The sequence below is a fragment of the Pedobacter antarcticus genome, assembly GCF_900103515.1.
GTDB classification, from domain to species: domain Bacteria; phylum Bacteroidota; class Bacteroidia; order Sphingobacteriales; family Sphingobacteriaceae; genus Pedobacter; species Pedobacter antarcticus.
Genome location: NZ_FNGZ01000014.1, coordinates 59,882 through 84,671 on the forward strand (window position 1 = coordinate 59,882; position 24,790 = coordinate 84,671).

21 protein-coding genes are annotated in these 24,790 nt (G+C 41.9%); 7 read left to right on the forward strand and 14 right to left on the reverse strand.

Features of this window, described 5'->3' with window-relative positions; all coding sequences use genetic code 11:
- Positions 1-127: 127 nt before the first annotated feature.
- The gene (locus tag BLR53_RS18425) at positions 128-625 is read right to left on the reverse strand and encodes a cupin domain-containing protein (RefSeq protein ID WP_037440173.1); all 498 of its coding nucleotides are present in this window, start codon (positions 623-625) and stop codon (positions 128-130) included.
- A gap of 537 nt (positions 626-1,162) precedes the next feature.
- On the opposite strand from BLR53_RS18425, the gene fabF reads away from it, so the two are divergent.
- From fabF to BLR53_RS18445, 4 genes are all read left to right on the forward strand, one after another.
- On the forward strand, positions 1,163-2,407 hold the full coding sequence (gene fabF / locus BLR53_RS18430; RefSeq protein ID WP_037440208.1) for a beta-ketoacyl-ACP synthase II: 1,245 nt from the start codon (positions 1,163-1,165) through the stop codon (positions 2,405-2,407).
- Positions 2,408-2,664: 257 nt separating this feature from the next.
- Positions 2,665-4,137 (forward strand): xylulokinase, encoded by a 1,473-nt coding sequence (locus tag BLR53_RS18435; RefSeq protein WP_074591704.1) that lies wholly within the window; start codon positions 2,665-2,667, stop codon positions 4,135-4,137.
- A 33-nt stretch (positions 4,138-4,170) separates the two neighbouring features.
- Positions 4,171-5,502 (forward strand): xylose isomerase, encoded by a 1,332-nt coding sequence (gene xylA, locus BLR53_RS18440; RefSeq protein ID WP_074591705.1) that lies wholly within the window; start codon positions 4,171-4,173, stop codon positions 5,500-5,502.
- Positions 5,503-5,531: 29 nt separating this feature from the next.
- Positions 5,532-7,220, forward strand: a complete 1,689-nt coding sequence (locus BLR53_RS18445; protein WP_037440179.1) for a sodium/sugar symporter — start codon at positions 5,532-5,534, stop codon at positions 7,218-7,220.
- A gap of 112 nt (positions 7,221-7,332) precedes the next feature.
- On the opposite strand, the gene BLR53_RS18450 is transcribed toward BLR53_RS18445, so the two are convergent.
- From BLR53_RS18450 to BLR53_RS18485, 7 genes are all read right to left on the reverse strand, one after another.
- Positions 7,333-7,716 carry a response regulator gene (locus BLR53_RS18450; RefSeq protein ID WP_074591706.1) on the reverse strand — a complete coding sequence of 128 codons (384 nt, stop codon included), beginning with the start codon at positions 7,714-7,716 and terminating at the stop codon, positions 7,333-7,335.
- Positions 7,717-7,866: 150 nt separating this feature from the next.
- A complete protein-coding gene (locus BLR53_RS18455; protein WP_037440183.1) occupies positions 7,867-8,175 on the reverse strand; it encodes a hypothetical protein in 309 nt (102 codons plus the stop codon).
- 67 nt (positions 8,176-8,242) lie between these two features.
- Positions 8,243-9,553, reverse strand: a complete 1,311-nt coding sequence (gene nhaA / locus BLR53_RS18460) for a Na+/H+ antiporter NhaA (RefSeq protein ID WP_074591707.1) — start codon at positions 9,551-9,553, stop codon at positions 8,243-8,245.
- A gap of 6 nt (positions 9,554-9,559) precedes the next feature.
- Complete coding sequence (locus tag BLR53_RS18465) at positions 9,560-10,036, reverse strand: VOC family protein (RefSeq protein ID WP_234797587.1); 477 nt, start codon at positions 10,034-10,036, stop codon at positions 9,560-9,562.
- 81 nt (positions 10,037-10,117) lie between these two features.
- Positions 10,118-10,549 (reverse strand): hypothetical protein, encoded by a 432-nt coding sequence (locus BLR53_RS20105; protein ID WP_218122999.1) that lies wholly within the window; start codon positions 10,547-10,549, stop codon positions 10,118-10,120.
- A gap of 163 nt (positions 10,550-10,712) precedes the next feature.
- On the reverse strand, positions 10,713-11,483 hold the full coding sequence (locus tag BLR53_RS18480; protein WP_037440190.1) for a TerC family protein: 771 nt from the start codon (positions 11,481-11,483) through the stop codon (positions 10,713-10,715).
- 70 nt (positions 11,484-11,553) lie between these two features.
- Positions 11,554-13,809: a TonB-dependent receptor gene (locus BLR53_RS18485; RefSeq protein WP_074591710.1), complete on the reverse strand. Its 2,256-nt coding sequence runs from the start codon at positions 13,807-13,809 to the stop codon at positions 11,554-11,556.
- Between the two features lie 115 nt (positions 13,810-13,924).
- Between BLR53_RS18485 and BLR53_RS18490 the strand changes: the two genes are divergently transcribed.
- Both BLR53_RS18490 and BLR53_RS18495 read left to right on the forward strand, forming a co-directional pair.
- Positions 13,925-14,584, forward strand: a complete 660-nt coding sequence (locus tag BLR53_RS18490) for a metal-dependent transcriptional regulator (protein ID WP_037440192.1) — start codon at positions 13,925-13,927, stop codon at positions 14,582-14,584.
- A gap of 50 nt (positions 14,585-14,634) precedes the next feature.
- Entirely contained in the window at positions 14,635-15,426 is a 792-nt protein-coding gene (locus BLR53_RS18495) for a hypothetical protein (RefSeq protein ID WP_037440194.1), read from the forward strand.
- Positions 15,427-15,507: 81 nt separating this feature from the next.
- Here the strand turns inward: BLR53_RS18495 and BLR53_RS18500 are convergent, their stop codons facing one another.
- The 6 genes from BLR53_RS18500 to BLR53_RS18525 all read right to left on the reverse strand — a co-directional run bounded on the left by BLR53_RS18500 (position 15,508) and on the right by BLR53_RS18525 (position 24,045).
- Entirely contained in the window at positions 15,508-17,157 is a 1,650-nt protein-coding gene (locus BLR53_RS18500; RefSeq protein ID WP_074591711.1) for a M28 family metallopeptidase, read from the reverse strand.
- 63 nt (positions 17,158-17,220) lie between these two features.
- Positions 17,221-18,045: an amidohydrolase family protein gene (locus BLR53_RS18505; protein WP_074591712.1), complete on the reverse strand. Its 825-nt coding sequence runs from the start codon at positions 18,043-18,045 to the stop codon at positions 17,221-17,223.
- A gap of 7 nt (positions 18,046-18,052) precedes the next feature.
- Positions 18,053-19,297: an L-fucose:H+ symporter permease gene (fucP, locus tag BLR53_RS18510; RefSeq protein ID WP_037440200.1), complete on the reverse strand. Its 1,245-nt coding sequence runs from the start codon at positions 19,295-19,297 to the stop codon at positions 18,053-18,055.
- A gap of 135 nt (positions 19,298-19,432) precedes the next feature.
- Positions 19,433-20,647, reverse strand: a complete 1,215-nt coding sequence (locus BLR53_RS18515; RefSeq protein ID WP_176763561.1) for a DUF1015 family protein — start codon at positions 20,645-20,647, stop codon at positions 19,433-19,435.
- Between the two features lie 226 nt (positions 20,648-20,873).
- Positions 20,874-21,473, reverse strand: a complete 600-nt coding sequence (locus tag BLR53_RS18520; protein WP_037440204.1) for a GNAT family N-acetyltransferase — start codon at positions 21,471-21,473, stop codon at positions 20,874-20,876.
- A 34-nt stretch (positions 21,474-21,507) separates the two neighbouring features.
- A complete protein-coding gene (locus BLR53_RS18525) occupies positions 21,508-24,045 on the reverse strand; it encodes a BamA/TamA family outer membrane protein (RefSeq protein WP_074591714.1) in 2,538 nt (845 codons plus the stop codon).
- A 347-nt stretch (positions 24,046-24,392) separates the two neighbouring features.
- Here BLR53_RS18525 and BLR53_RS18530 point away from each other — a divergent pair.
- The coding region (locus BLR53_RS18530) for a 6-phosphogluconolactonase (protein WP_176763534.1) at positions 24,393-24,790 on the forward strand (398 nt) is incomplete at its 3' end.

Consider the following 24,790-nt stretch of genomic DNA (forward strand, 5'->3'; position numbering starts at 1 on the left):
GCTTAAATCACAAAAATAACAAAAGAATAGTATTATTCTGTAATGTTTTGAATATAAGCACACTTTAATTTTTTCACAAAAAAAGCCGCGGCTGAAAGGCGCGGCTTTAATGTATTTCAGATTGGAATTATCTTCCGAAATCGTCTTCTACACGAACAATATCGGATTCATCAGAAGGATTAGAAGGATCTGTATGCTGCCAGATTTCAGAAACAATACCCCAGTCGTCCAGACCTACCAGACGGTGTCTTTCACCCTGAGATAATTTAATAGTTGTTCCTGGAGTCAATTGCTGTACATCGCCCTGCTCATCAGTTTCGCTGGTAATCACGCCTACTGTACCGCTCACTACACGCCAGATTTCAGCGCGGCGGTGGTGATATTGCCAAGACAAACGTGTTGCTGGTGCAACGATTAATATTTTAGGACTCAGTTTACCTGAGATTCTTAATTCATCGACATTCAATCCGTCAAAATAAACATTTGCGAATTGTTGAGCCTGCTCTTCGTCGATAACAAAAAAACCACCCCATGGACGAGTCTCATCGCGGTTTACTACGTTAAAACCTTCGATTTTCAAGCGTTGGGCTACACTGTCGAATATTTCTTTTTTATGATCTGACATTTTTTTATTAGATTTTTGGATGACCAAATATAATATATCCAGTTTAAAATCCGGATCAATTGCTAAATTTCGTGTCTTCTCTATGGTTCATTCAGTACTCTTCTGTTCTATATTTAATTCCAATGGCTCCTAGATTTCTTCTTATATTCCGGCAGGTTGATATACCGTTGCGATACCCTTGGTATACCCTTCCTTTACCCTAAAGGGTATACCAAGGGTATAGGAAGGGTATCGCAAGGGTATCCCAAGGGTAATGCAACCCCGAAGAGAAGCAAAAGTAAAAAGCAGTATCAGTACTTTTACATTCTTACGAAAACGCCGCGAATTCAGCAGGCTCCGCCCCTGTTTACAAGTTATGGCAATTTTATAAAGAGGTCACAGGGCTTTTTCATGCCGAATATTTGTATTTTTGCCCGGGAATTGCGCCTGGTCTGAAAATAAAGCCTAAATGTGCAATTGAGCATAAATAATAATCTTACTTTTGAATTTTAATCAGCTGGCTCAGGCCCTGATCATATATTAATTATAAAAATGCATATGTTAAAAAGAGTTGTTATCACGGGAATTGGGGCACTAACCCCACTAGGAAATGATGTAAATACTTTCTGGAGCAATACGATTGCCGGTAAAAGCGGGGCTGCAAAAATCACACGTTTTGACGCTTCCCTGTTCCGTACACAATTTGCCTGTGAACTCAAGGATTATGATGTTACAAAATATTTAGACCGTTCTGATATTAAAAGAACTGATCGTTTTACCCAATATGCGCTGGTTGCTTCAGATGAGGCTATTAAAGACTCTGGATTTGAGTTTGAAAAAATGAGTCCTTTCGACGTTGGTGTAATCTGGGGTTCGGGACAAGGTGGTATGGATACTTTTGAACAACAAGCTTCTGAATTTGCTTTAGGTAACGGTACACCCCGATACAGCCCATTCTTTGTTCCAAAACTGATTGCTAACATGGCATCGGGAATGATTTCGATCCGTAACGGTTATATGGGTATCAATTACACTACAGTTTCTGCATGCGCTACTTCAAATACAGCGATCATGGATGCTTTCAATTATATCCGTCTGGGGAAAGCAAAAGTGATTATCACCGGTGGATCTGAAGCACCCGTATCTGCATCTTCAGTAGGTGGATTCTGTGCCATGAAAGCCATGTCTGCTCAAAATGCCACACCGGAAACTGCTTCCAAACCATTTGACGTAAAACGTGATGGATTTGTGATGGGCGAAGGTGCCGGTGCACTGGTTCTGGAAGAATATGAACACGCAGTAAAACGCGGTGCTAAAATTTATGGAGAAGTAGGCGGCGCAGCAATGACTGCCGATGCTTACCATATGACTGCAACCCATCCGGAAGGAATTGGTGCATCACATGCAATGACTTTAGCACTGGAAGAAGCTGGTGTTACTATCCACGATGTAGATTACCTGAATACACACGCAACTTCTACACCGGTAGGTGACCTTTCTGAGATCAATGCGGTTGTAAACTTGTTGGGAACGGAAAAAAATAATTTAAAAATCAGTGCGACCAAATCGATGACTGGCCACCTTCTTGGGGCGGCTGGTGCGATTGAGGCGATTATTTGTCTTTTATCTATGAGAGACAGTATTATTCCACCGACAATAAACACGGACGAATTAGATCCTGCGATTCCTGCACACCTGAATATCATTACCGGAAAAGCTATTTCTGCTAAAGTTAAAGTAGCAATGAGCAACACATTCGGTTTTGGCGGACATAATGGTATTGTAGTTTTCAAATCTATTTAAGCAGACCAAATCCAATAAACGGAGCTTATTATCCTTTTAGAAGGGTCATAAAAAGAGTAGCCCTTGGCTACTTTTTTTATGACCCTTCTTTTTTGTCTGTTTAAAATACAGGATTCGCTAAATTTCTCCTCTTATTAACTTGTTAATGCTCAGCAAATAAAAACGCAAAAAATCAAGGCAATCGATTGCATAATAAAAATAATAAACTAAATTCGGAAGCTGAACCATATATATTTTAAAAAATCGACCTCAAAAATATGTTACTACTCGGAATTGATATCGGAACTTCTTCAGTTAAACTTGCTGTACTAGATGCTCATACACAACAGACATTAACCTCTGCGCAATATCCTGATGATGAAAGTCTGATTACAGTCCGGCAAACCGGATGGGCCGAGCAATCTCCTGAAATGTGGTGGTCTCATGTACAGCTCGCATTTGAACGTTGTAAAGCACAGCATCCGTTTAATCCTCAGGATATAGGTACCATTGGAATTGCCTACCAGATGCATGGCCTGGTTCTGGTAGATGAGCAGCAACAAGTATTGCGGGACAGCATCATCTGGTGTGACAGCCGGGCCGTGGAACTAGGCAACACTGCATTCAAAGAAATGGGAGAAAAATTCTGTCTCTCCCACCTACTCAACTCACCAGGAAATTTTACAGCATCTAAACTGGCCTGGGTAAAACAGAATGAACCTGAAATTTACGCCCGCATTCATAAATTCATGCTTCCCGGCGACTTTATTGCCATGAAGTTAACTAAAGAAATCACAACAAGTATCTCTGCTCTTTCGGAGGGTATTTTCTGGGATTTTGAGAAACAGGAGGTATCGGCGGAACTACTCAACTATTATGACCTGGACAGCAACCTTATTCCAGAAATCAGACCTGTTTTTTCTGAACATGGCAGACTGGATCAGGATGTTGCTGCTTTACTGGGGCTTAAGGCGGGTATTCCGGTAAGTTATAAATCCGGTGATCAACCCAATAACGCATTATCCCTGAATGTACTGGAGCCTGGAGAAGTTGCGGCTACTGCAGGTACATCAGGCGTGATTTATGGTGTCTCAGATGAACTGGCTTATGATCCGCAATCAAGGGTAAACACCTTTGCACATGTTAACTATACCAAAGATAAGCAGCGCCTTGGGATTCTGTTGTGTATTAATGGCACGGGCAGTATGAACCGCTGGGCCAAACAATTATTTGGTACAGGTCTGGATTATCCTGCTATGAATGCAGCGGCAGCAAAAGTGCCTGACGGGTCTGCAGGGTTAAGAGTAACCCCTTTTGGAAATGGTGCAGAAAGAATGCTTTGCAATACCTATACAGGCGCGCAGATCAGCGCTATCGACCTTAATTTACACACGCCGGGACATGTTTTTCGTGCTGTACAGGAAGGCATCGCTTTCTCTTTCCGTTATGGTCTGGATATTATGCGCTCCAATGGACTATACCCAAAAGTGATCAGAGCCGGAAAAGCTAATCTTTTCCATAGCGAAGTATTTCTAAAAGCTTTTGTAAATGCGACGGGTGTACCGGTAGAGCTGTATGACAATGACGGCAGTACAGGTGCAGCATTGGGCGCTGGTATTGGGGCCGGTGTTTACAAACAACCCAAAGAAGCTTTTCAGAACAAAAAAGCGCTGAGTTATACAGAACCAGATAAACAGCAGCTCTTTAATACGCTTTATCAGGATTGGCTGGAACTTATGCCAAAATCCTGATAAATATCTTTTAACCTAATCTATATTTTAAATATGACAACTATAACTACCGGAAGTAAAGAATTTTTTAAAGGTATCGGACAGATTCAGTTCGAGGGTACAAAATCAGATAATCCACTGGCCTACCGCTGGTACGACGAAAATAAAATAATTGCCGGCAAAAGCATGAAAGAACACTTGAAGTTTGCCTGCGCCTACTGGCACTCATTTGTAGCTACTGGTGGTGATCCATTTGGTGAAGCGACCCTGCTGCAACCCTGGAACGAAAAAGCAGACGCTGTGGAACGTGCAAAAGACAAAATGGATGCTGCATTTGAGTTCATCACCAAAATGAACCTGCCATATTATTGTTTTCATGATGTCGACCTGGTAGATTATACAAATGATATTAAAGAAAATGACAGACGTCTGCAGGCTTTGGTTGACTATGCCAAAATAAAACAGGCAGAAAGTGGGGTGAAACTTCTTTGGGGTACCGCTAATCTTTTTTCTCACCGCAGATATATGAACGGTGCAGCAACCAATCCTAATTTCCATGTACTCGCACATGGGGCAGCCCAGGTAAAATCGGCATTGGATGCAACTATTGCGCTTGGTGGTGAAAACTACGTGTTCTGGGGCGGTCGTGAGGGATATATGAGCCTTTTGAATACCAATACAAAAAGAGAACAAGAGCATTTAGCAAAATTCCTGCATTCGGCTAAAGATTACGCAAGAGGTCAGGGTTTTAAAGGGACCTTTCTGATCGAGCCTAAGCCGTGTGAGCCTACCAAACATCAGTATGATTACGATGCTGCGACGGTGATTAGTTTTCTGCGTCAGTATGACCTGCTGGAAGATTTTAAACTGAACCTGGAAGTTAACCACGCCACGCTTGCCGGACATACTTTCCAGCATGAGGTTCAGGTAGCAGCAGATGCTGGCTTGCTTGGCTCAATGGATGCGAACAGAGGTGATTATCAAAATGGATGGGATACAGACCAATTTCCCAATAATATCAACGAAGTTACCGAAGCAATGCTAATCGTATTGGAAGCCGGTGGTTTGCAAGGAGGAGGTATTAACTTTGACGCTAAGATCAGAAGAAATTCAACAGACGCGGCAGATCTGTTCCATGCACATATTGGTGGAATGGATACATTTGCAAGAGCATTGATCACGGCAGATCAGATTCTTCAACATTCAGATTACACCAAAATCCGTAAAGAGCGTTACGCTTCTTTTGACAGTGGTGCAGGAAGTGATTTTGAAGCTGGAAAAATGACATTGGAAGGGCTGAGGGAATATGCAATTCAGCAGGGTGAACCAGAAACAATCAGCGGTAAGCAAGAATTGTTAGAAAATATCATCAATAGATATATTTAACTATATTCACCTTCCAAATTTAAAATTTCATGAACTCATTAGGTACTTACGATTACGTCGTATTTCTGGTTTACTTCCTGATTGTCGCCCTTTATGGCTGGACGGTATACCGAAAAAAACAGGCGCAGGCAGAGAATTCAAAAGATTTTTTCCTCGCTAAAGATTCGCTAACCTGGTGGGCTATCGGAGCTTCCCTGATCGCCTCAAATATATCGGCGGAGCAATTTATAGGTATGAGCGGTTCCGGCTTTACCATGGGTCTTGCAATCGCTACCTATGAATGGATGGCGGCAGCTACGCTGATTATTGTCGCTATATTTTTTATTCCTGTTTATCTAAAAAATAAGATTTATACCATGCCGCAGTTTCTGGGGCAGCGTTATAATGGTACAGTGGCAATGATTATGGCCATTTTCTGGTTGTTATTATACGTTGTTGTCAACCTGACTTCGATTCTCTATCTGGGCGCATTGGCAATTAACAGTATCTCTGGTATCAACATTACTGCTTGTATGTATCTGCTTGCGGCATTTGCCATTATCATTACACTGGGTGGAATGAAGGTAATCGGATATACAGATGTTATTCAGGTATTCTTCCTTATTCTGGGAGGTCTGGCCACAACTTACCTGGCCCTGGAGCTGGTATCAACACATTTTGGCACTACCGGCGTATTAAATGGTCTGAGTATCATTAAAGACCGTGCTGCAGATCACTTCCAGATGATTTTCCATAAAGAAGATGCGCATTACATGGATTTACCGGGCCTTTCTGTACTAATCGGTGGTATGTGGATTGTCAACCTGAATTACTGGGGTTGTAATCAATACATCACTCAACGTGCATTGGGAGCAGATTTACCTACGGCAAGAAATGGATTATTATTCGCTGCAGGATTAAAATTACTAATGCCTGTTATCGTAGTACTTCCCGGAATAGCAGCTTATGTGTTGTATCAGGAAGGTTATGGAAACTTCGCTACAGACATGATGAAAGACGGTTCACTGAATGCAGATTCCGCTTATCCGGTTCTTCTTAATTTGTTACCTGCCGGTCTGAAAGGGCTTTCATTTGCCGCTTTAACTGCTGCTATTGTCGCCTCACTTGCAGGAAAAGCAAACAGTATCGCTACCATCTTTACACTAGACGTTTATAAAAAAGTAATTAATAAAGATGCGGATGAAAACAAGCAGGTGGTTATCGGCAGGATTGCAGTAATCGTTGCTATGGTATTAGCCATTATAATTGCGCCGCAATTGGGTATCGATAAAAAAGGTGGTTTTCAATTTATACAGGAATATACCGGCTTCGTTTCTCCTGGTATATTCGCGATGTTTATTCTGGGTTTCTTCTGGAAAAGAACTACATCGAATGCAGCACTTTTTGCAACAATCGGTGGTTTTATCCTTTCTGTCGTATTCAAAGCAATGCCAAACTTCACAGATCTTTCCTGGCTTAGTCCTTATGGATTCTCCAAACTGGTCGAACAGAAAGATGGTAGTATGTTGTACGAAATTCCTTTCCTTGACCGTATGGGTTTCGTATTTGTAATCTGTATCGTAGCCATGTTTATTATCAGTAAACTGGAAAATAGAACCGGGGTTAATCCTAAAGGTCTTGATATTGATGTTAGTATGTTTAAAACCAACAAAACGTTTGCTGCAGGTGCTCTGATTATCTGCGGAATTATTGTCGCTTTATATAGTATCTTCTGGTAAGGCGCTTCAAGAATTATCAAATAAGCAAACAGCCCCTGTCCGATAAGGAACAGGGGCTGTTAGTTATACACGTATTTTTTTATACAGCATCAGTAAAGCTGACGCTTTGTTTTCAAGCAAGAAAACTACGGTCTGGTTCGTGAATACAATCCCCTATTTGCTCCAGTAAATTATTCAGATCAAATGGCTTCGCAATAAACGCATTGCAGCCATAATCGCCCAATGAAAGCATTACTCTGGGGAATGCCGACATAATAATTACGGGAATGTGCTGATATTTCTCCATTCGCTTCAACTGGGAACAAAGCTCGCCTCCATTAATTCCAGGCAATAAGAAATCCAGTAAGACTAAATCAGGTTGAAATTCAGTCACGATAGGTCTGATATCATAAGTTTCCGGAAGAACATGAAGCTGATGTCCCGCGTTTTCCAGAATTTCGCGTAAAACTTCTACCAATTTTTCGTCGTTCTCTATTAAAAGTATTTTATAAGACATAGTATTCTAGTCAGCTTATTTTTTACACCTATAAACGCTCAATTTGATTAAAAGTTTTCGTGAAATTCATTTGTCTGTTTAATATTACATAAGAAATACCTTTACAAATTGAGCCAAACTGTCTGACATTTTATGTACTCAACAAATACACTAAAACTGAGGATCATAGTTATCCGGATCAAGAGGTAGCTGTCTGGATTTGGGGAGGTCTGATTTAATGGTATGTCTAACCGGGCTGGGCTGCTCACCATGTGGCAGCAAATGACTTGCATGCGCTCTCACTTTTTCACGCAGATCTTCATGTAGCCTGTCTCCATTACTGCCGTTTCTTTTTTTCGCTTCAGGTTGACTGTTATAGGCATATTTAAGGGCCAGCACGATACCCGAAATTGCAAGCACACCCACCGCTATCAGCGTAGAATTGTTTGTACCCGAAGATATATTTTTTCTGAATGTCATAGTTTTCCTTTTCTTTTTAGAACAGGAAATCAATAAAAGTGTTTGCAAAAAATGCACTACATTCAGGCTAACGACTTAGTTTGAGCATAGTCAGTCCCAAGCTACCTGCGATAATTGACGCGAGTAAGATGCCATACTTCGCCTGCTCAATATATTCGGGATTCTGAAACGCCAGATTACTGATAAACAGCGACATGGTAAAACCGACTCCTGCCAGTAAAGCCAGCCCGGTAATATGTTTCCACTCTGCATTTTCAGGAAGCCGGGACAGACCGCTGGCAACCATAAGCCAGGTAAACACAAGAATGCCCACAAATTTACCTGCAATAAGTCCCATAATCACTCCGAAACTAACTGGATTCTGTATAGCCGTAAAGAAATCTGAGCCAATAATGATTCCTGCATTAGCCAATGCAAATAAAGGCATAATCAGAAATGCAACCCATGGATGGAGCGCATGTTCAATTTTTTGCAGCGGAGTTTCTGCAGCCAGTGCCAGCGTTTTTACTTCTTCTATTGTATGATGCTGATGAGCCGTTGTAAATGTTCCGCGTTTTGGGACGTCCTTTTCAAACTCGTCAGAAAGCCTTCTAAGGTTGGATGAGAATAATTTTTCATCTATTTTTCTCACCGCCGGAATCGTAAATGCAACCAGTACACCGGCAATCGTTGCATGCACCCCCGAAAGGAGAAAACCAGCCCAGACACCTAATCCAATGATCAGATAAAATGCCACAGCCCTGATACCTAATCTGTTTCCGGCAAAAAGAATAATTAATAGCCCTGCTGCAATTGCCAGCGGAACAAAATTGAGATTCTCCGTATAAAAGAAAGCGATTACCAGTACAGCCCCCAGGTCGTCTGCAACAGCCAGCGCAGAAAGAAATACTTTAACGGAAGGCGGAATATGCTTACCTGCCATGGAGAGCAGCGCCAGTGCAAAAGCAATATCGGTAGCCATTGGAATACCCCAGCCATGGGAAGCTGCCGTTCCACGGTTCATAAACCAATAAATCAAGGCCGGAACAAGCATTCCTCCAAGCGCCGCCATCATTGGCAGAGAGGCTTTCTGAATGGAAGAAAGTTCTCCATCCATAAATTCCCGCTTGAGTTCAAGGCCGATAACAAAGAAAAATAAAGCCATTAACCCATCATTGATCCAGATGTGTAATGGATGATTCAACGTAAATCCTGCAAAACCAACGCTAAAATTAATTTCCCATAAATGATGGTAAACATCTGCAAACGAGGAGTTAGCCCATATTATCGCAACCAGAACACTGCAGCAGAGTACAATTCCTCCTGTATATTCCAAATTAATAAAACGGTGCACAGGAGCAATAATTCTCTCTATGGTACTACGTGGAATCTGCTGCATAAATTTTTATTTCCCTTTTCTTTCGTCGTTAATTTCTATCCAGTGACCGTCAGGATCTTGAAAATAGATTTGTTTAACGCCGTCAACGCGTAATGTAGTTTTGTTAGCGCCTCCGCCCCAGTCTTCATAAGGAACCTTTTGTTTATTAAGACCTGCAATGAATTCGTCTATAGACACTACGCTGAAGCAAAGATGTTCATTCTTATTTGGTTTAACAGGTTGTAATGCTCCCTGAATTAAATGTAACTGACCAGCAGGGCCCAAAGTGTACCAAACGTGTTTACCATCTTTAAATGGCTCCTCCATTAATTGCAGCTTTAATACTGAAGTATAAAAATCTGCACTCCGTTTTAACTCGGTTACATAAACAGCAATATGATTCAAAACAGCAGTTTGTGGTGCTGGTTGCTGCTGGGCTATGGCAGTACGACTGCTGAAAAGACCCAAAACAAGCAAAAGTGAAAAACAAGATAATTTCATCATTTCTTAAAATAAAAAAGCCGGATACAAAATATATCCGACAAACAAATTACATATTTCTAAATAGTATCTGACCTATTTTTTTTAATTAGCTTCCCTTTTTACATAGGTTTTATTCCCATTTTTATTGATGTAGTATTTTCCACCACGCGGACCTGTAAGAATCTGCTCACCATTTGGTCCGGAGAGACTTCTGTCGACAGTTGGTTTGTAATCTTTTACCGCAGCAGTTGTTCTGGACGCCGCAGCTGTTCTGGACGGAGCAGTGCTTACTTTTTTGAGCGTTTTAACATCTTCAGGTTTAGTTAATGTCGTAGCTGTCCCCGTATTTGTATATCTCTTATCGGGAGTTCCATCCTTTTTAAGTTTCACCTCAGGCTTGGTTTCCTTTGCAGTGGAATAACGCTTATCAGGCGTACCGTCTTTTTTTAACCTGGTAGCAGGCACAGTAGTTTGTGCCATGCTCATGCTGATACACAGACAGAGTACAGCAAATAAAGAAAGTAATCTTTTCATGAGTTCTGAGTTTAAATCCATTAATCTTACGTCAATTCAATTTACACAAAGATTTCACCAAATAACTGTTAACATCTATATTTTTTTGATAGTCACTAAGTTAACCGATAGAAAACTTTATCAAACCGGTTAAAAACAAATTAAAACCAATAAAAAATATATTTCAGACTTGCTTTTTTGGAAAGTTAAACAATAGGGAACTCAGTACCGGGAGGATAAAAACTGCTACAGTGAGTACAGAAACATACAGATCTGTTTTTTCGCCCTCCAGAAAAATAGCCAAACTTGAATCCGGACTCAGGTGAACGTAAAGCGAAGAACTCAATTTTAAGCCTAAAAGTCCGATGACAAGGAATGCAGCTGTCTCTAAAAATTTGAATTTCTCCATCAGTTTTACGAAAAATTGTGCGACCAGCCGCATAGCCAGTATTCCTATAAATACACCCGTATAAATCAATCCCATTTTATCGGTAAAGGCTACAGCTGCAAATACATTATCTATGGAGAAGGCCAGATCCATTACTTCCACCAGTGCCACCGTTGCCCAGAATGTGCCCAGCAGCCCGATTGTTGAGCGGTAAAACCAATTCTGCTTTTTCTGAATAGCTTCCGTTTCCGGAGATATTTCAGGTTTCTTCTTCTTAAAAAAATAAGATAGAGCCAAATAAAGCAGATACAATCCACCCAATGGTTTTAACCACCATATTTTTACCAGCCAGGAAGCGATCAGCAAACAAATACCCCGAAAGACGTACGCTCCGATTATTCCGTATTTTAAAGCTTTGCTCCGCTGATCCTTTGGCAAATCCATAACTATTGTTGCCAGGACTGCCGCATTATCGACAGATAACAGACTTTCGATAACTATCAGATTAAGAATAATAAGTACGGCGGCCCTGAGATCGTCGCCAAAAAGTGAATGCAGTAACTCCATAAAAACAATTGATCGAAAGGCTAACAAATATTAAACCTAAAAGATGGTAATGTTTTTATCTTTTTATCAATCACTTCCAGTCAATCTGATAACGTAAACCTGCAAACACTCTGATTCCCTGCAATGGTGCATAATTATAAGCCGTATCAAAAGTATATCCTTTTGGATTGCTGATGGGATCATCTGCAGTTTTATTAAATGGATCGAATGGCCTCATTAACACATCTTTCGGCACAAAATTGAACAGGTTCTTCACACCTCCATAGATCTCCACTCCATGTTTTAATTTTTTTGTCAGCTGAATATTCGCAATATTAAACCAGGGTGAGTATTCTGGCCGGTAATCTTCCGGCTGGACAGGTAAACGCATCGGCCCGGTAAAAACTCCTGTCAGATCTACAATAAAGTCTCCTGGAAAGGTATAGGTCAGGCCATATGTACCGCTCCACAACGGCGCATGCAACTGTCTGGTTTTTTCTTTGGTTCCTGCATCGTTTTTATTTACCAGATATACATCTGCATAAGTTAGTCCTGCTGTGATACGCAATGGTGAATTTAAGACCAGTTCGGTATTCAGGGAAAAACCTCTGGAGATGGCGTGCCCGTTCAGATTAGCATAAATGATTTTAGTAGGATCCTGATCAAAATCACCTACAATTTTATTGGTAAAATAGCTGTAGAATCCGGTTGCATCAATGTTTAGCAAGCCAAAATCAGCAGGGATCTTCCACACATAATTCAAATTAATATTATAAGATCTTTCCGGTTGCAGCGCTTCAGTGATCACAACCTCTCTTGCTCCTGTCAGGGCAGCGTGATCTTCCGTAAACAAATTGACAACGCGGAAACCTGTACCCATACTAAATCTGAGTGTGTTTCGCTGGTTTTTGGTGTACTGATAAGCAATTCTGGGTGAGTGAATAGATCCGTGATTACGATCATGATCATACCTGTAACCGGCCAGTAGTGTATTCTTATCTGATATTTTCCATTCATCCTGAATAAAAATCCCCGGTAAAGGCGTCTTTGCAGGCTGATTTCTTAACCCGTCTGCACTGGATGTAGCTGGCGTATTATCGTCATACCAATTATAGCGGAAAGTACCTCCCAGTAAAAGATTATGTCTTTTACCCAGATCCTTATTCCAGTACATCTGTGCAAAATAGTTCTTCTGCGTAGCCATATAAGGTACATCTCCATAATACGAATTCTGATCATGCCAGTTATAAGAAAACTGCGTCATGATTTTTTCTTTCAACGGTAACTGATAAACACCAATGAGCTCCCACCTGCGGGTATATATACTTTCACCATAGACATCATCGGAACCACGGTCTGCTTTTGTCCAGTCCATCTGCCCGCCCCATCGGTCTTCATTTACAAAACGTGCGGCGAGGCTGGCTTCCCGGTTTTCTTTCCGGGTAAAATTCCATTTATTAAAAACAGAGATCCGGTGTTGCATGGTCAGATCGGTAAAGCCATCCCCATTATTGTCCATCGGATGCTGCGCGTTAAAATAGTTTACACCCAGCAGACTGTTCCAGCCCTTTCCTCTAAACCTTACCCCTGCATCTACATTATACTCTCTCCAGGAGGTACTGAAAGCATCAAAACTAAACAGAGGTGCTTTGACCGCATTTTTCGTAATGACGTTAATTACACCACCCATTGCCTCCGAACCGTAAAGCGAAGAGGCAGGTCCTTTCACCACTTCTATACGTTCCACCAGACTGTTTGGAATACCACTCAAACCGTAAACACTGGATAGACTGCTCACAATAGGCATCCCATCTATCAGGATTAAAGTATAAGGCCCCTCCATTCCATTAATATGTATATCGCCTGTATTACAGATACTACAGTTAATCTGCGGCCGTACCCCGTTAATTTGTCCAACAGCTTCAAATAAACTTGGAGTAGGATTCTTCCTGAAAAAAGCAGGTGTATAGACCTCAACAGGAATAGGACTTTCCAGCTTGCTCACTGCTTTCATTGTACCGGTAACAACAATTTCATTCAGATCATCTGCATCTGCCTTTAATACCATATTAATTTGCACAGTGCTGTCCGCAATGATGGCAACCGGCATTGTTTGCTGAAAATAACCGGTGCCAACTGCAGTAAGCTGATATTTCCCCTCCGGGATCCCTTCAAACTGAAATCGCCCGCTGCTATCGGTCTCTGCACGGATGTTGGTCTTCCTCAATTCGAGCTGAATGCCTTTTAATGGTTTTCCTGCAGCGGTAATTTCACCAGACAGCTGCCCCTGCTGCGCATTGGTATACAGTCCAGAGAGCAAAAGTATAAAGCTTAAAAATAGTTTCATGGCATTAATTAGTTACGTAGTCGATATTTTATTAGACTTGCCAAATATATATAATTAGATTAACCTAATTAATGAAACTAGTTAAATATTTATATTTTTGTACGCAGACAAAATCATGAAGAAAACCTACTCCGAAGAAAATTATCTTAAAGCCATTTATCATATCGATCAAAATGGACTAAAAGTGAGCCCCAAAGCAATTGCAGCTGCATTGGATAATAATCCTGCTTCTGTAATTGATATGATAAAAAAGCTTCAGGAAAAACTGCTAATCTCCTATGATAAAGTTAACGGGGCCAAACTTACTCCTCCCGGAAAAGCATCGGCTCTGGATATTATCCGTAAACACCGTCTTTGGGAGGTTTTTCTAGTGGAGAAACTGGGTTATGACTGGGATGAGGTTCATGATATTGCCGAACAACTGGAACATATTCAAGACGACAGACTGGCTGCAAAACTCGATGCCTTTTTAGGCAACCCGTCATTTGACCCGCATGGAGACCCGATTCCGGCAGAAAACGGAAAGATGCCAGTTTATGCAAATATCCTTTTGAGTGACCTGGAAATAGGGAAAATGGGTAAAGTAGGGAGCGTAAGAGACACAAGCACACCTTTTCTGAAATATCTTAAACAATTACAGCTTGGATTGGGTTCCAGTATTGAAGTACTGGATAAACTGGAATTTGATCAGTCTATGATCATCTCCATTAATAATGGGCCGCCACAAACGGTTTCCAGTAAAATGACCAGTAATATTCTGCTAATACCCTGTTAGCGTTAATCAGCTGAAGGTATTTTCTTTTTCAATTGAAAAATTTGCCGACGATGAAAAAAATCTTACAAATTTTAAATCTGCTGTCATTAATCCTGACAATTGCAGTTAATTACCTGGTAAACAGCAAATATTTCGGAAATCCGGCCATAGGTGAGATCTCCGCTAAATATGAACACCTGCTCACCCCTGCCGGATACGCCTTTAGTATCTGGGGCATCATATATCTAGGCTTATTAGCATTCGGCATTTATCAGATCCGGGACTGGTTTTCAAAAAGGGCAGATACTAGCTTTGTCTTGCAAATTGGGTGGTCTTTTATCCTAGCAAACTTATTTAACGCAGCCTGGGTCATTGCCTTTGTACAAGACATGCCTGGATTATCCGTTATACTGATCCTTGCACTTTTTCTGTCATTGCTTCGAATTGTATTGCGTACAAATATGGAGCGCTGGGATGCCCCGCCTCAAATTATATTTTTCTTATGGTGGCCTTTCAGTCTCTATTTTGGCTGGGTAAACGTCGCTGTAATTGTGAATATAGCCGCCTGGCTGGTTTCAACAGGATGGTCAGGTGCGCCCCTGGAACCTGAGCTATGGGCAATAGCGCTGCTGGTTATCGCTACAGCGATATTTATTCTAATGATCTGGAGAAGAAACATGCGTGAGTATGCGAGTGCAGCTGCATGGGGAATAATTGGAATTGCTGTAAAAAATTGGGAGATTAATCCTGCTGTTGCCTGGACAGCATTGCTATGTACTTTAATTATACTTTTCAATGCCGGACTTCATGGTTATCAGAACCGTGCGACAGCCCCTTTTTTAAAAAGAAAACGAATAGATTAAATATCAGAATACAGGTTAAAATGAAGAGGTTAACAGAAATTTCGTGTAACTCCTCTTCATTTTAACCTGTATCTCTAAGGATTATTTCTTATCCCGTATAGCTTTAAATTCAGAACCTTCTTTCCAGGAAGGGAAAGTAGACTCCATACTCATGGTATAGCCCATATCAAATAACAGCCTGGCATCTTCAACCATTCCACTATAGTCTGTGATCGCGTCTGCGTTGTCCTGAGGTGCATGATAACGCGATTTCGTGTAGTCTGCTACTTGTTGCAGCCCCCACTCTCTTCCATGCTTAAAACTGTCCACACCAGAGCCGGTGAAGAGTGACGGTATACCGACCTTTGCGAAATTAAAATGGTCTGAACGGTAATACAAACCAGATGATGGAACTGGATCAGGAACCAATACCCTACCTTGTTTCTTTGCAGAAGCAGCGGCATAGTCCTCCAGTTCTGACTGACCAAATCCATACACTACCACATCTTTAGTTTTGCCGGCAATCCCCATCATATCCATATTAATATCAGCAACGGTCGAGGCAGAAGGGTAAACCGGATTTTTGGCATAAAATTCCGAACCGATCAAACCTTGCTCTTCTCCGGTGAAAGAGACAAATACTATGGAACGTTCTGGCTTAATGGCCGCTTTTTGATAAGCCGCAGCAATCTCCAATAAGGCGGCAACACCTGTTGCATTGTCGACTGCCCCGTTATAAATTGAGTCTCCTTTTACCGGCTCGCCTATTCCTATGTGATCCCAGTGTGCCGAATAGATAATATTCTCCTGTGGTCTTTTCGTTCCACGAATAACAGCTACTACATTATTAGATATAGATTTTTTAATTGTATTAGTAATCTTCATTCCGGTAGTGACCTTTAGATCTACCGCCTTGAAGCCTTTTTTTCTAGCCGACGCAAATAAAGCATCTGATTGCCCACCTAATTTAAACAGCTGTTTGGCAACGTCCAGGCTGATCCAGCCCTCCATAATTGCCCGCGACATGTTATTATCTTTTTCTTCGAGCTGTAATTTAGATTTTGACCATCCGCTACGAACAACCGACCAAGGATAAGCTGCAGGTTCTGTATCATGAATAATCAAAATACCAGCTGCTCCCTGACGGGCTGCCTCTTCAAATTTATATGTCCAGCGTCCATAATAAGTCATATTCTCGCCTTTGAACAAAGTGGAATCTGAAAATCCAGGATCATTAATCATCACGACAACAGTTTTGCCTTTCACGTCCAACCCTGCATAGTCATTCCAGTTATATTCCGGCGCAACAATCCCATAACCGGCAAACACTACGGGCGAGTTCTCCAGACTGACATTTTCCTGCACCCGGCGTGTAGCAGCCACGAAATCTTTTAAATAGTCTGCACTTACTTTGCCTTTAGCACCGGTAAAGACTAATTTCGACTCCGGGGTAGACCTGATCTCCACCATCGGTACTTCCTGAAAATAGCTATCTCCATTCCCTGGCTTCAACCCCAGACTGCTAAACTGTTCTTTGAGATAATTGATCACTTTAGTTTCACCATTCGTGAACGGTTTTCTACCTTCAAACTCATCAGAAGCAATTGTTCTGAGGCGTGTGGCAAAACTGGAGTCATTGATCATTTTGATTGCAGCAGAATCTGCTTCTGCCGCCACCTGCTGCTGACTACCCGACTGGCAAGCAGTAAAGCACAGTCCTGCGGCAGCAAAACATAGTAAAGTTGTTTTCATGAATAAATAGGTTTAGCTATTATTTGATATGTCTGTTTATTATGCCAATGTATATAAAAAACTTCAGAGCTTGTAAAAGGCAGAGACATTTCCATTAAAAAAGGCATGCTGTTCGGCATCGGAAAATGTGCCGAAGTGCGTTAACACTATATCTTTAACAGCTGCGTACGAGCCGGCCGCCAGACATACAGGCCAGTCCGATCCATACATCAGCCTGTTCATACCAAATAACGCTGCTACAGTATCCAGATAAGGGTGGAGATCGGAGGGCTTCCAATTTTTCAAATCCGCCTCAGTTATCATTCCCGATACCTTGCAGCTAACATTATCGAAGGCGGCAATGGCCTGCATATGGTTTTTCCAGGAAGAGATCTCTCCCGATGCAATATCCGGCTTCCCTAAATGGTCTAATACGAAAGCCAATCCAGGGAATGCTGCCGCAAGAGCGGGTATATATTGCAGTTGGTCTGCATGTACCAAAATATCATAGCTAAAACCATACTTTTCGAGCAGGGCAAGGCCAGCTGTAAAGTCGGGCCGAAGAAACGCATCTCTCTCGTGTTCTCCCTGAAGTATATGACGGAAACCCTTAAGCAAGGGAAAAGAACTGTAATATTCCAATTCCTTTTCCAATTGATTTCCTCGGAGATCTACCCAACCAACCACGCCAAGAACGATGGGACTATTTGCTGCCAGACCAAGCAAGAAGTCTGTTTCAGCAAGCGTTTGTTCTGCCTGGACGGCAATGCAACCGGAGATCTGATTTTCCAGCAAAACGGGCGCCAGATCTTCTGGCAAAAAATCCCTTCGTATCGCTGCATATTCATCAGGAATCCAGCTGTGTCTTACCTGATCATAAATCCAGAAATGCTGATGACTGTCTATCATGACGGAATTAATGTGCCTGAGAAAGTTTCAGTTTCTTTACGCCTAAGTTTCGCAGGGCAAAGAAGAAAATAACAATGAATGCAAAAACGGGGACAATATAAGCCAGATGTATATTAGTCATATCAGACAATTTACCCATAATTACCGGGAAGACAGCCCCACCAACAATAGCCATAATAAGTAACGAAGAACCTTCTTTTGTTTTTGAACCCAGACCTCTGATACTCAAAGAGAATATCGTTGGAAACATAATCGACATAAAGAATAGAACCCCAATTAGTGAATATACCGAAGCATAACCGTCCAGCAATACTGCAGCAAGTACCAATACAATATTAACCAGGCTATAAAGTGCCAGTAATTTGGCAGGAGCGACGTAACGCATCAGGAATGTCCCTATAAACCGGCCCACCATGAAACCGAGCAGGGCACCCGACAGATACATCGCTGCAGGTTTTTCTGCGATTCCCGCCACCTGTTCAGCAAAGCGAATAAAGAAACTACTGATACAAACCTGTGCACCTACATAAAAAAACTCTGCAACTACACCAAACATGAGGTTTTTATGTTTAAGCAAAGACCCTTCATGACCGGTTTCCTGATCGCTTTCTTCTATTTCAGGTAATGGTGTACGCATCAGAAAAACAGCGACAAGCAGGACTACTGCGCCGATAATTAAAAATGGAATCTGTACCGATGAGGCTTCCATATTCAGGTAATGATCGAGCTGTGCCGGAGACATTGCAGCCTCCTGTTCAGGGCTTAGCGATTCACCTGACAAGATAAAGAGTCCACCAAGAAAAGGAGCAAGCGTCGCAGCCAGTCCATTAAAGCTCTGAGCAAAGTTGATTCTCCCTGCCGCCCCTTCTGGATCGCCCAATACTGTAATATAAGGATTGGCTGCAGTTTCAAGAAAAGCAAGACCACTGGCAATAATAAACAGTGCGCCAAGAAAAAAAACATAGGATCGTGTGGAAGCAGCAGGATAAAAAAGAAACGACCCAACTGCAAAGAGTAATAAGCCTATTACTATTCCCCATTTGTACCCAAACCTCTTCATGACTTTTCCAGCAGGTATAGCCAATAAAAAATAGGCTATATAGGATGCTGAATCAATAAAAGCAGATTGAGTATCTGTCAGCTGACATGCTTTTTTCAGGTGTGGAATTAAGATTGGGTTTAAGTTTAGAGCAAATCCCCAAAGGAAGAAAAGAGATATGATCAGGGATACTGCAAAAGTATTTTTTTTCATTTGGTCCGTTAAAAGTACTTCAGGTTATAATTGGTTTCTTAAAGAAAAGTCCTTTTTTCCACAAAAAACCACAAATTGTTATCCAATTATTAAACGATTTTAACCTACCAGACCCGGAAAGACCAGTCTGCAGGTTCAATCAGACAAGATCTCATATTTTAAGGACAAATCCGCTTCTATTTTACGCAAAATGATTCCAAAAGGTATCCTCGGCTCAATCCATGTCGATCTGGGTGGCAACAGTATCTCCTGTTGCGCCGCCTCAATAATCTGTTCCGTAGTCATTGCTGTTAATGTAAAACCAACGGCAAGCGGATGCAGATGCAATTGTTCTTGTAAAACCTCGAGCGCGTCTGCGCCTCCAATAGTAACCAGGTTAGGGTCTCTGCCAGGATCGTCGATTTTGAACATCGGCTTCAATACCTGCTCCTGCAGTAATGCGGTATCTGCTACGCGGCTGCCATCTTTTTGTTTATACATCAGGTTATACCATTTGCCCGCTATAAACATCCCAAAATCACTCTTCTTATAAGGTATGACCACTTCATTTCTAATGGACCGGGTCACCGAAAATATCTTTTTCAGCTCCTTAAATACCTGATCTATCTCTACTCCTTGATGAGGAAACACTAATCTGTGGTATTCTTTTACCTTGAGCTGCTCGCTGGACATGTAAAAGGAAGAGATAAAGTCAAACTCTCCGGTTTCGCACCGGTTACGCTTTCTGAGCGTCCTGTAATTTATAGCTGCCGACATCCGGTGATGTCCGTCCACCAGGTATACTGCCTGTAAATCTGCGAAACACCGGCTGATCTGACGAATACTATGGATATCAGCTATTGCCCAGATACGATGAAAAACTTTATTTGCGTAGTACACGCTGTCTGCTTCCTCCTGCCTGATCCGGTAAAGCACGGACTTAATTGCCGCTGAAGGCCGGTGGGTAAGCAGCACAGGCGCACCTTCCAAACCTACCTCCGCCCGGTAATTCACGAGATCACCGGTATTGCAATGTTGCGCCGCTTCATGCGTTTTAATCAGACCCTGGTCGTAATCTTTAAGATCCGTCAATGTCCAAATTCCAGTTTGAACAGTTCCGTTCTCAGTAATCTCGTAAACAAACATACATGGCTTATCCTCCAGATAAAGCTCACCTGAACGCATCATTCTCTGCAGGTTGTCCAGTATTCGCGGATTACTGGTATGGCTCCCCGAAATAAAATCGTGATCGAGATGCTGTGCAATTCTCCCTTTCGGATTAAGGTCGGGGGTTAAAGATTGCAGAGATAACATTTTATCTGCGTAAACGGCCTGGGGCCTGAGTGCTATGAAAGGACTGATCGTTGCCATATTTAAAGCTTTGTTTGGATAAAAAAAACAGGGCTCTTTAACTTCCCTGTACAGACAAAGTGTATGGAAATGCATCAATCTCCTATGCGTAAGGGAAAATCAGCAAATATTGCTACAAATCAGGATTCAAACAAAATTTTATATCGCAATAAAACACAAAACAAAAATATTAGATCGAAGAGAGATACGTTTAGACGTATAATATAAAACAGGTTTTCAAGCAGGTTTATAGCTTTTCAAGCAGGCGGGAACTGTGTTCAGTAAACCACTCCCCGCGCAGCATACTCAAAATTACACTATCCCTTCTCCCGCCCTGCCCATTCGGCATGTGGCTTCTTAACAATCCTTCTTCCTTACAGCCGAGGCTTTTCATCGCTGCAATACTTCTGGAATTTTCAGCATCAGCCCTGAATTCAATTCTTTCCATCTGTAACTGTTCGAACGCAAACTGAAAAAGCAGGTACTTGCAATTTTTGTTCAACCCGGTACCCTGATAAGCTTTTCCATACCATGTATATCCCAAAAGCAGTGTTTTAAATTCAGCATTAATATCGTAAAATCTGGTCACACCGGCATATGTACCGCTTTTCTTATCAAAAACTATAAAGGGATAGGACTTTCCATTTTTCCGTTCTTCCACGCCAGCTTTGATATAAGCTTTCATCTGGTCTTCTCCTGCAGCGGAATGCAGCGAATAGTACCATAATTCAGGTTCATTCAGTGCAAATGGAAGCAGGTATTCGAGGTCTGTAAGCTCCAGTGCCCTCAGTAGTACATTTTCATTTTCAAGCAGCACTTCAGTACTGCAGATATCGCTGTTCGTCATATATATCTAGTGTTTATCAATGTTCAGACCTTGGCTAATAGCGGAAATTCAAAGCCAGGTACGGATACCACCCCTCTTTTGAATGGGCGGCAATAACCCGGATCATTGCCATCGAAGCCGGCGCGAAATAAAAACCGCCGCCCACACCCTGATGCCATCGGTCACTATTTTCATTTTTTCTCCAAACTCTACCAATGTCGTGGAATCCGACCAACCCTAACTGCCCCGGTAATACATAGCTAACAAAATCAGCTAATTTAACCCGCATCTCCAAATTATTATAGAAACTATGGTCGCCGGCAAAACGGTACTGCCTGAACCCAAGTAATGTCCCTTCTCCACCGATAAAGGCAGACTGATAAAATGTATGTTTTCCAGCTGTAAGAGTTCCGCCGAAACGGTCTGCAATAACAAAATTAGCACGTTTATCCAACTTTTTATAAAATGCTGCACTGGCATTCAGCTGCCCAAAATTATTGGCATAATTATTTAACCCGAGGTATCCCTGAATCCCCACATCTAAAAACATTCCCGAGGAAGGGATTAATATATTGTCCCTGCTATCTATCGTATATTTAAACTTTAAACCGCCAAACAGTTTTTCTTTATCGATGGTCAGGCTATCTGCGGTATGTAACTGATCAGTCTGAGCAATGAACCTATCCTGCTGACTGTCCGCATTAAAATGATAGTATTGTAAGGATGGTCCCACGCTAAATATCTGCTTCCCCTGCCCCCAGCGCAATGCCGGATCTAACTGATAGAGACTAAACCTCGTCCGGTAGTAACGGATCGCCTGACTTTCGCGGTCATAAATGCTCTCGTTACCCAATCCAAAGAAATTCCTGGTATTATTCGGAGCATAAGCACTGGCCTGCAAGATGAAATCTGCTTTACCTATAATTCTGGTCCATTCACCCGTATAATGAAACTTAAAAGCTTGTGTAGAAAATGAATGTACAAATGAAAAAGACTGTGTATTCCCATATGGGAATTTGCGGAACCCCGGATTCATGTATTTCACAGATAAACCTAGTAAAATCCCATCATCATTATTATAGCCGGCATTTAACAGATAACGGCTTTTATGGTACAGGTCCGTCTGCCGGTAAGAGAGATTTGCGGTATCTGCAGAAAGGTTAAGTTTAAACCGGTTTTGAATACCAGTGAACACTGAACTGTCTGGTTTATCATAGAGTTTTACCTTCCTGTATGCATTTTCAGTATGATAAGACTTGAAACCATGCCCGCCAATAATGCGGACAGCGATTTCTGAACTTTGATTGTCCAGCACCAGGCTATCATTTCCATCATGCAAATAGATTCTTAGTTCTTTGGTCAGCGCAGGGTCGAAAGTCTTATGAACCAGGGTATCTTTTAATTTACCGTTTTTCGACAGAGACTGCATGGTTAAAGTCAGGGACTGATCTGCATTACTCTTCAAATGCACAAGTTCCGCTTTATTACTGCCCTGGATATCTACAATCCGGTTAAGAAAGTGATAATAATCGTTCATCATCGCGGGCAGGGTAGCTCGTCTTTGTTTAAGCTGTGCAATCAGACTGGAATGCCTCAGCGAGTAACCTGGTTCTGGAAGTTTACTTACTGCCTTTTCTAGTAATTCATCTGTTATAGCGGCACAAAATTCCCGGATAACTCTATTCCATTCGTCTTCAGAAAGAGCACTTAAAAATCGTGTGGAAATCCCTCTGCTCTCCCAGACATACCAGTTTATATTTTGGACGTTTCTTTCATAACCCTGAATATAAGGTAACAGATAGGATGCTTGTGCATACTTTGGAATTAAGCCCTGAGTCAGATAAAAAACCTGATCCCTATCTCGTGGGATCGGTTTGTACACGGTCTTCCCGTTTTCCTTTTCAGGTCTCCAGCGCCACTGATCGGCATGCCTGTCCCAATCACCAATGAGTACATCCAATGCTTTGGCTTTGAGAAAAGCTATTCCATCGGGTCTGTTATCATGATCCTCGACCAGTTTTCTGAACATTTTAAGCGTGTTGTCAGAATCGCCATCTGGCTCCCTTTCTTCCAGAAGGCAGAGTGTGTTTGCAAATACCGGCGCAAATTCGCCCAATAAAGGATCGGCAAGCACCCATCCAATCTTTGGTTTTGCATGTGCAACACCGGCTGCTTCTGCTAGTTCTGGAACAACAAGCGCTGCGAAAGGGTGCTGGGCGGACATATTATCTTTCAACACATCTAAAACAAATGTTTCACGAAGGTTCTCAGGTAATAACGACTCAGGGTATTTTTCTACACTGCGCAGTACCCATTCTTTTCCCTGACTATCTTCCAACCGCAATGAATGTGACTGGAAACCGCCACCCCTGCGCAATGGTTTAAGCCCGCCATGAATATTTGATAACCGGATAATAGGGACCCTGGTCTGCAAAGCGTATTCTTTCCTGTAGTTTTCCCCGAAAAAGTAACGGTGGACTTTACCCACCTCGTCATATTTCGGGTATATACCAACAGTAATACTGTCTTCCTGTGCTACTGCACTGAGAGAAAATAAAACAGCAAAAAATGAAAATAAACAGATTGTTCTCATGCTGGTGTTAAAATAGAATATGATGCGGCCTAAATTCAAATAAAACTACAATTATTCTGTCTGTAACGTATTGTTTTTTTGGGGTACGTGCTGATTTATTTGATCTGCCTGACGCGGGCATCACTTCATTACAAGCTATTCACAAACGTTTGCGCTATAATTAAGCGCAAAAAAAAAGAATCTTTCTCCTGATAATCATAGTTGAGCCGGAAATACATAACGATTAAACAATTTTCCGATTCCTGACCGCGTCCATACCTGGTATTTTTAAAAACAGTCAACCGTTTGCACAGGTTTCTAAAGGATGGATTGCTTAAGTTTGACGTATAACCAAAATGAACTATAGAATGGCAAGATTAAATCTTCTGGAAGAAACGCGTTTTGAAAAACTGCCCGTTTCTGTATTTGATAATCCGGCAACTGCATCTGTCAACGTAGCCAGGCGTATTGCCGGAATCATCCGCGACAAACAGGAAAAGCAGGAAAAGGCAGTGATCGGACTGGCCACCGGCGCAACCCCTGTTGCTGTATATGCAGAACTGGTGCGCATGCACCGCGAAGAAAACCTGAGTTTCTACAATGTAGTGAGCTTTAACCTGGATGAGTACTATCCTATGCAGCCGGATGCAGCGCAGAGCTATGTCACCTTCATGAAGGAAAACCTTTTTAACCATATTGATATTCCGGCAGAAAATATTCATATTCCTGATGGCACACTGCCCCTGGAAGAAATTCCTGCCTTCTG

Bases quoted from the DNA above. Each gene is read 5' to 3' on its own strand.
- BLR53_RS18425 (WP_037440173.1), bottom strand. From the start codon at position 625: ATGTCAGATCATAAAAAAGAAATATTCGACAGTGTAGCCCAACGCTTG.
- fabF (WP_037440208.1), top strand. From the start codon at position 1,163: ATGTTAAAAAGAGTTGTTATCACGGGAATTGGGGCACTAACCCCACTA.
- BLR53_RS18435 (WP_074591704.1), top strand. From the start codon at position 2,665: ATGTTACTACTCGGAATTGATATCGGAACTTCTTCAGTTAAACTTGCT.
- xylA (WP_074591705.1), top strand. From the start codon at position 4,171: ATGACAACTATAACTACCGGAAGTAAAGAATTTTTTAAAGGTATCGGA.
- BLR53_RS18445 (WP_037440179.1), top strand. From the start codon at position 5,532: ATGAACTCATTAGGTACTTACGATTACGTCGTATTTCTGGTTTACTTC.
- BLR53_RS18450 (WP_074591706.1), bottom strand. From the start codon at position 7,716: ATGTCTTATAAAATACTTTTAATAGAGAACGACGAAAAATTGGTAGAA.
- BLR53_RS18455 (WP_037440183.1), bottom strand. From the start codon at position 8,175: ATGACATTCAGAAAAAATATATCTTCGGGTACAAACAATTCTACGCTG.
- nhaA (WP_074591707.1), bottom strand. From the start codon at position 9,553: ATGCAGCAGATTCCACGTAGTACCATAGAGAGAATTATTGCTCCTGTG.
- BLR53_RS18465 (WP_234797587.1), bottom strand. From the start codon at position 10,036: ATGATGAAATTATCTTGTTTTTCACTTTTGCTTGTTTTGGGTCTTTTC.
- BLR53_RS20105 (WP_218122999.1), bottom strand. From the start codon at position 10,549: ATGAAAAGATTACTTTCTTTATTTGCTGTACTCTGTCTGTGTATCAGC.
- BLR53_RS18480 (WP_037440190.1), bottom strand. From the start codon at position 11,483: ATGGAGTTACTGCATTCACTTTTTGGCGACGATCTCAGGGCCGCCGTA.
- BLR53_RS18485 (WP_074591710.1), bottom strand. From the start codon at position 13,809: ATGAAACTATTTTTAAGCTTTATACTTTTGCTCTCTGGACTGTATACC.
- BLR53_RS18490 (WP_037440192.1), top strand. From the start codon at position 13,925: ATGAAGAAAACCTACTCCGAAGAAAATTATCTTAAAGCCATTTATCAT.
- BLR53_RS18495 (WP_037440194.1), top strand. From the start codon at position 14,635: ATGAAAAAAATCTTACAAATTTTAAATCTGCTGTCATTAATCCTGACA.
- BLR53_RS18500 (WP_074591711.1), bottom strand. From the start codon at position 17,157: ATGAAAACAACTTTACTATGTTTTGCTGCCGCAGGACTGTGCTTTACT.
- BLR53_RS18505 (WP_074591712.1), bottom strand. From the start codon at position 18,045: ATGATAGACAGTCATCAGCATTTCTGGATTTATGATCAGGTAAGACAC.
- fucP (WP_037440200.1), bottom strand. From the start codon at position 19,297: ATGAAAAAAAATACTTTTGCAGTATCCCTGATCATATCTCTTTTCTTC.
- BLR53_RS18515 (WP_176763561.1), bottom strand. From the start codon at position 20,647: ATGGCAACGATCAGTCCTTTCATAGCACTCAGGCCCCAGGCCGTTTAC.
- BLR53_RS18520 (WP_037440204.1), bottom strand. From the start codon at position 21,473: ATGACGAACAGCGATATCTGCAGTACTGAAGTGCTGCTTGAAAATGAA.
- BLR53_RS18525 (WP_074591714.1), bottom strand. From the start codon at position 24,045: ATGAGAACAATCTGTTTATTTTCATTTTTTGCTGTTTTATTTTCTCTC.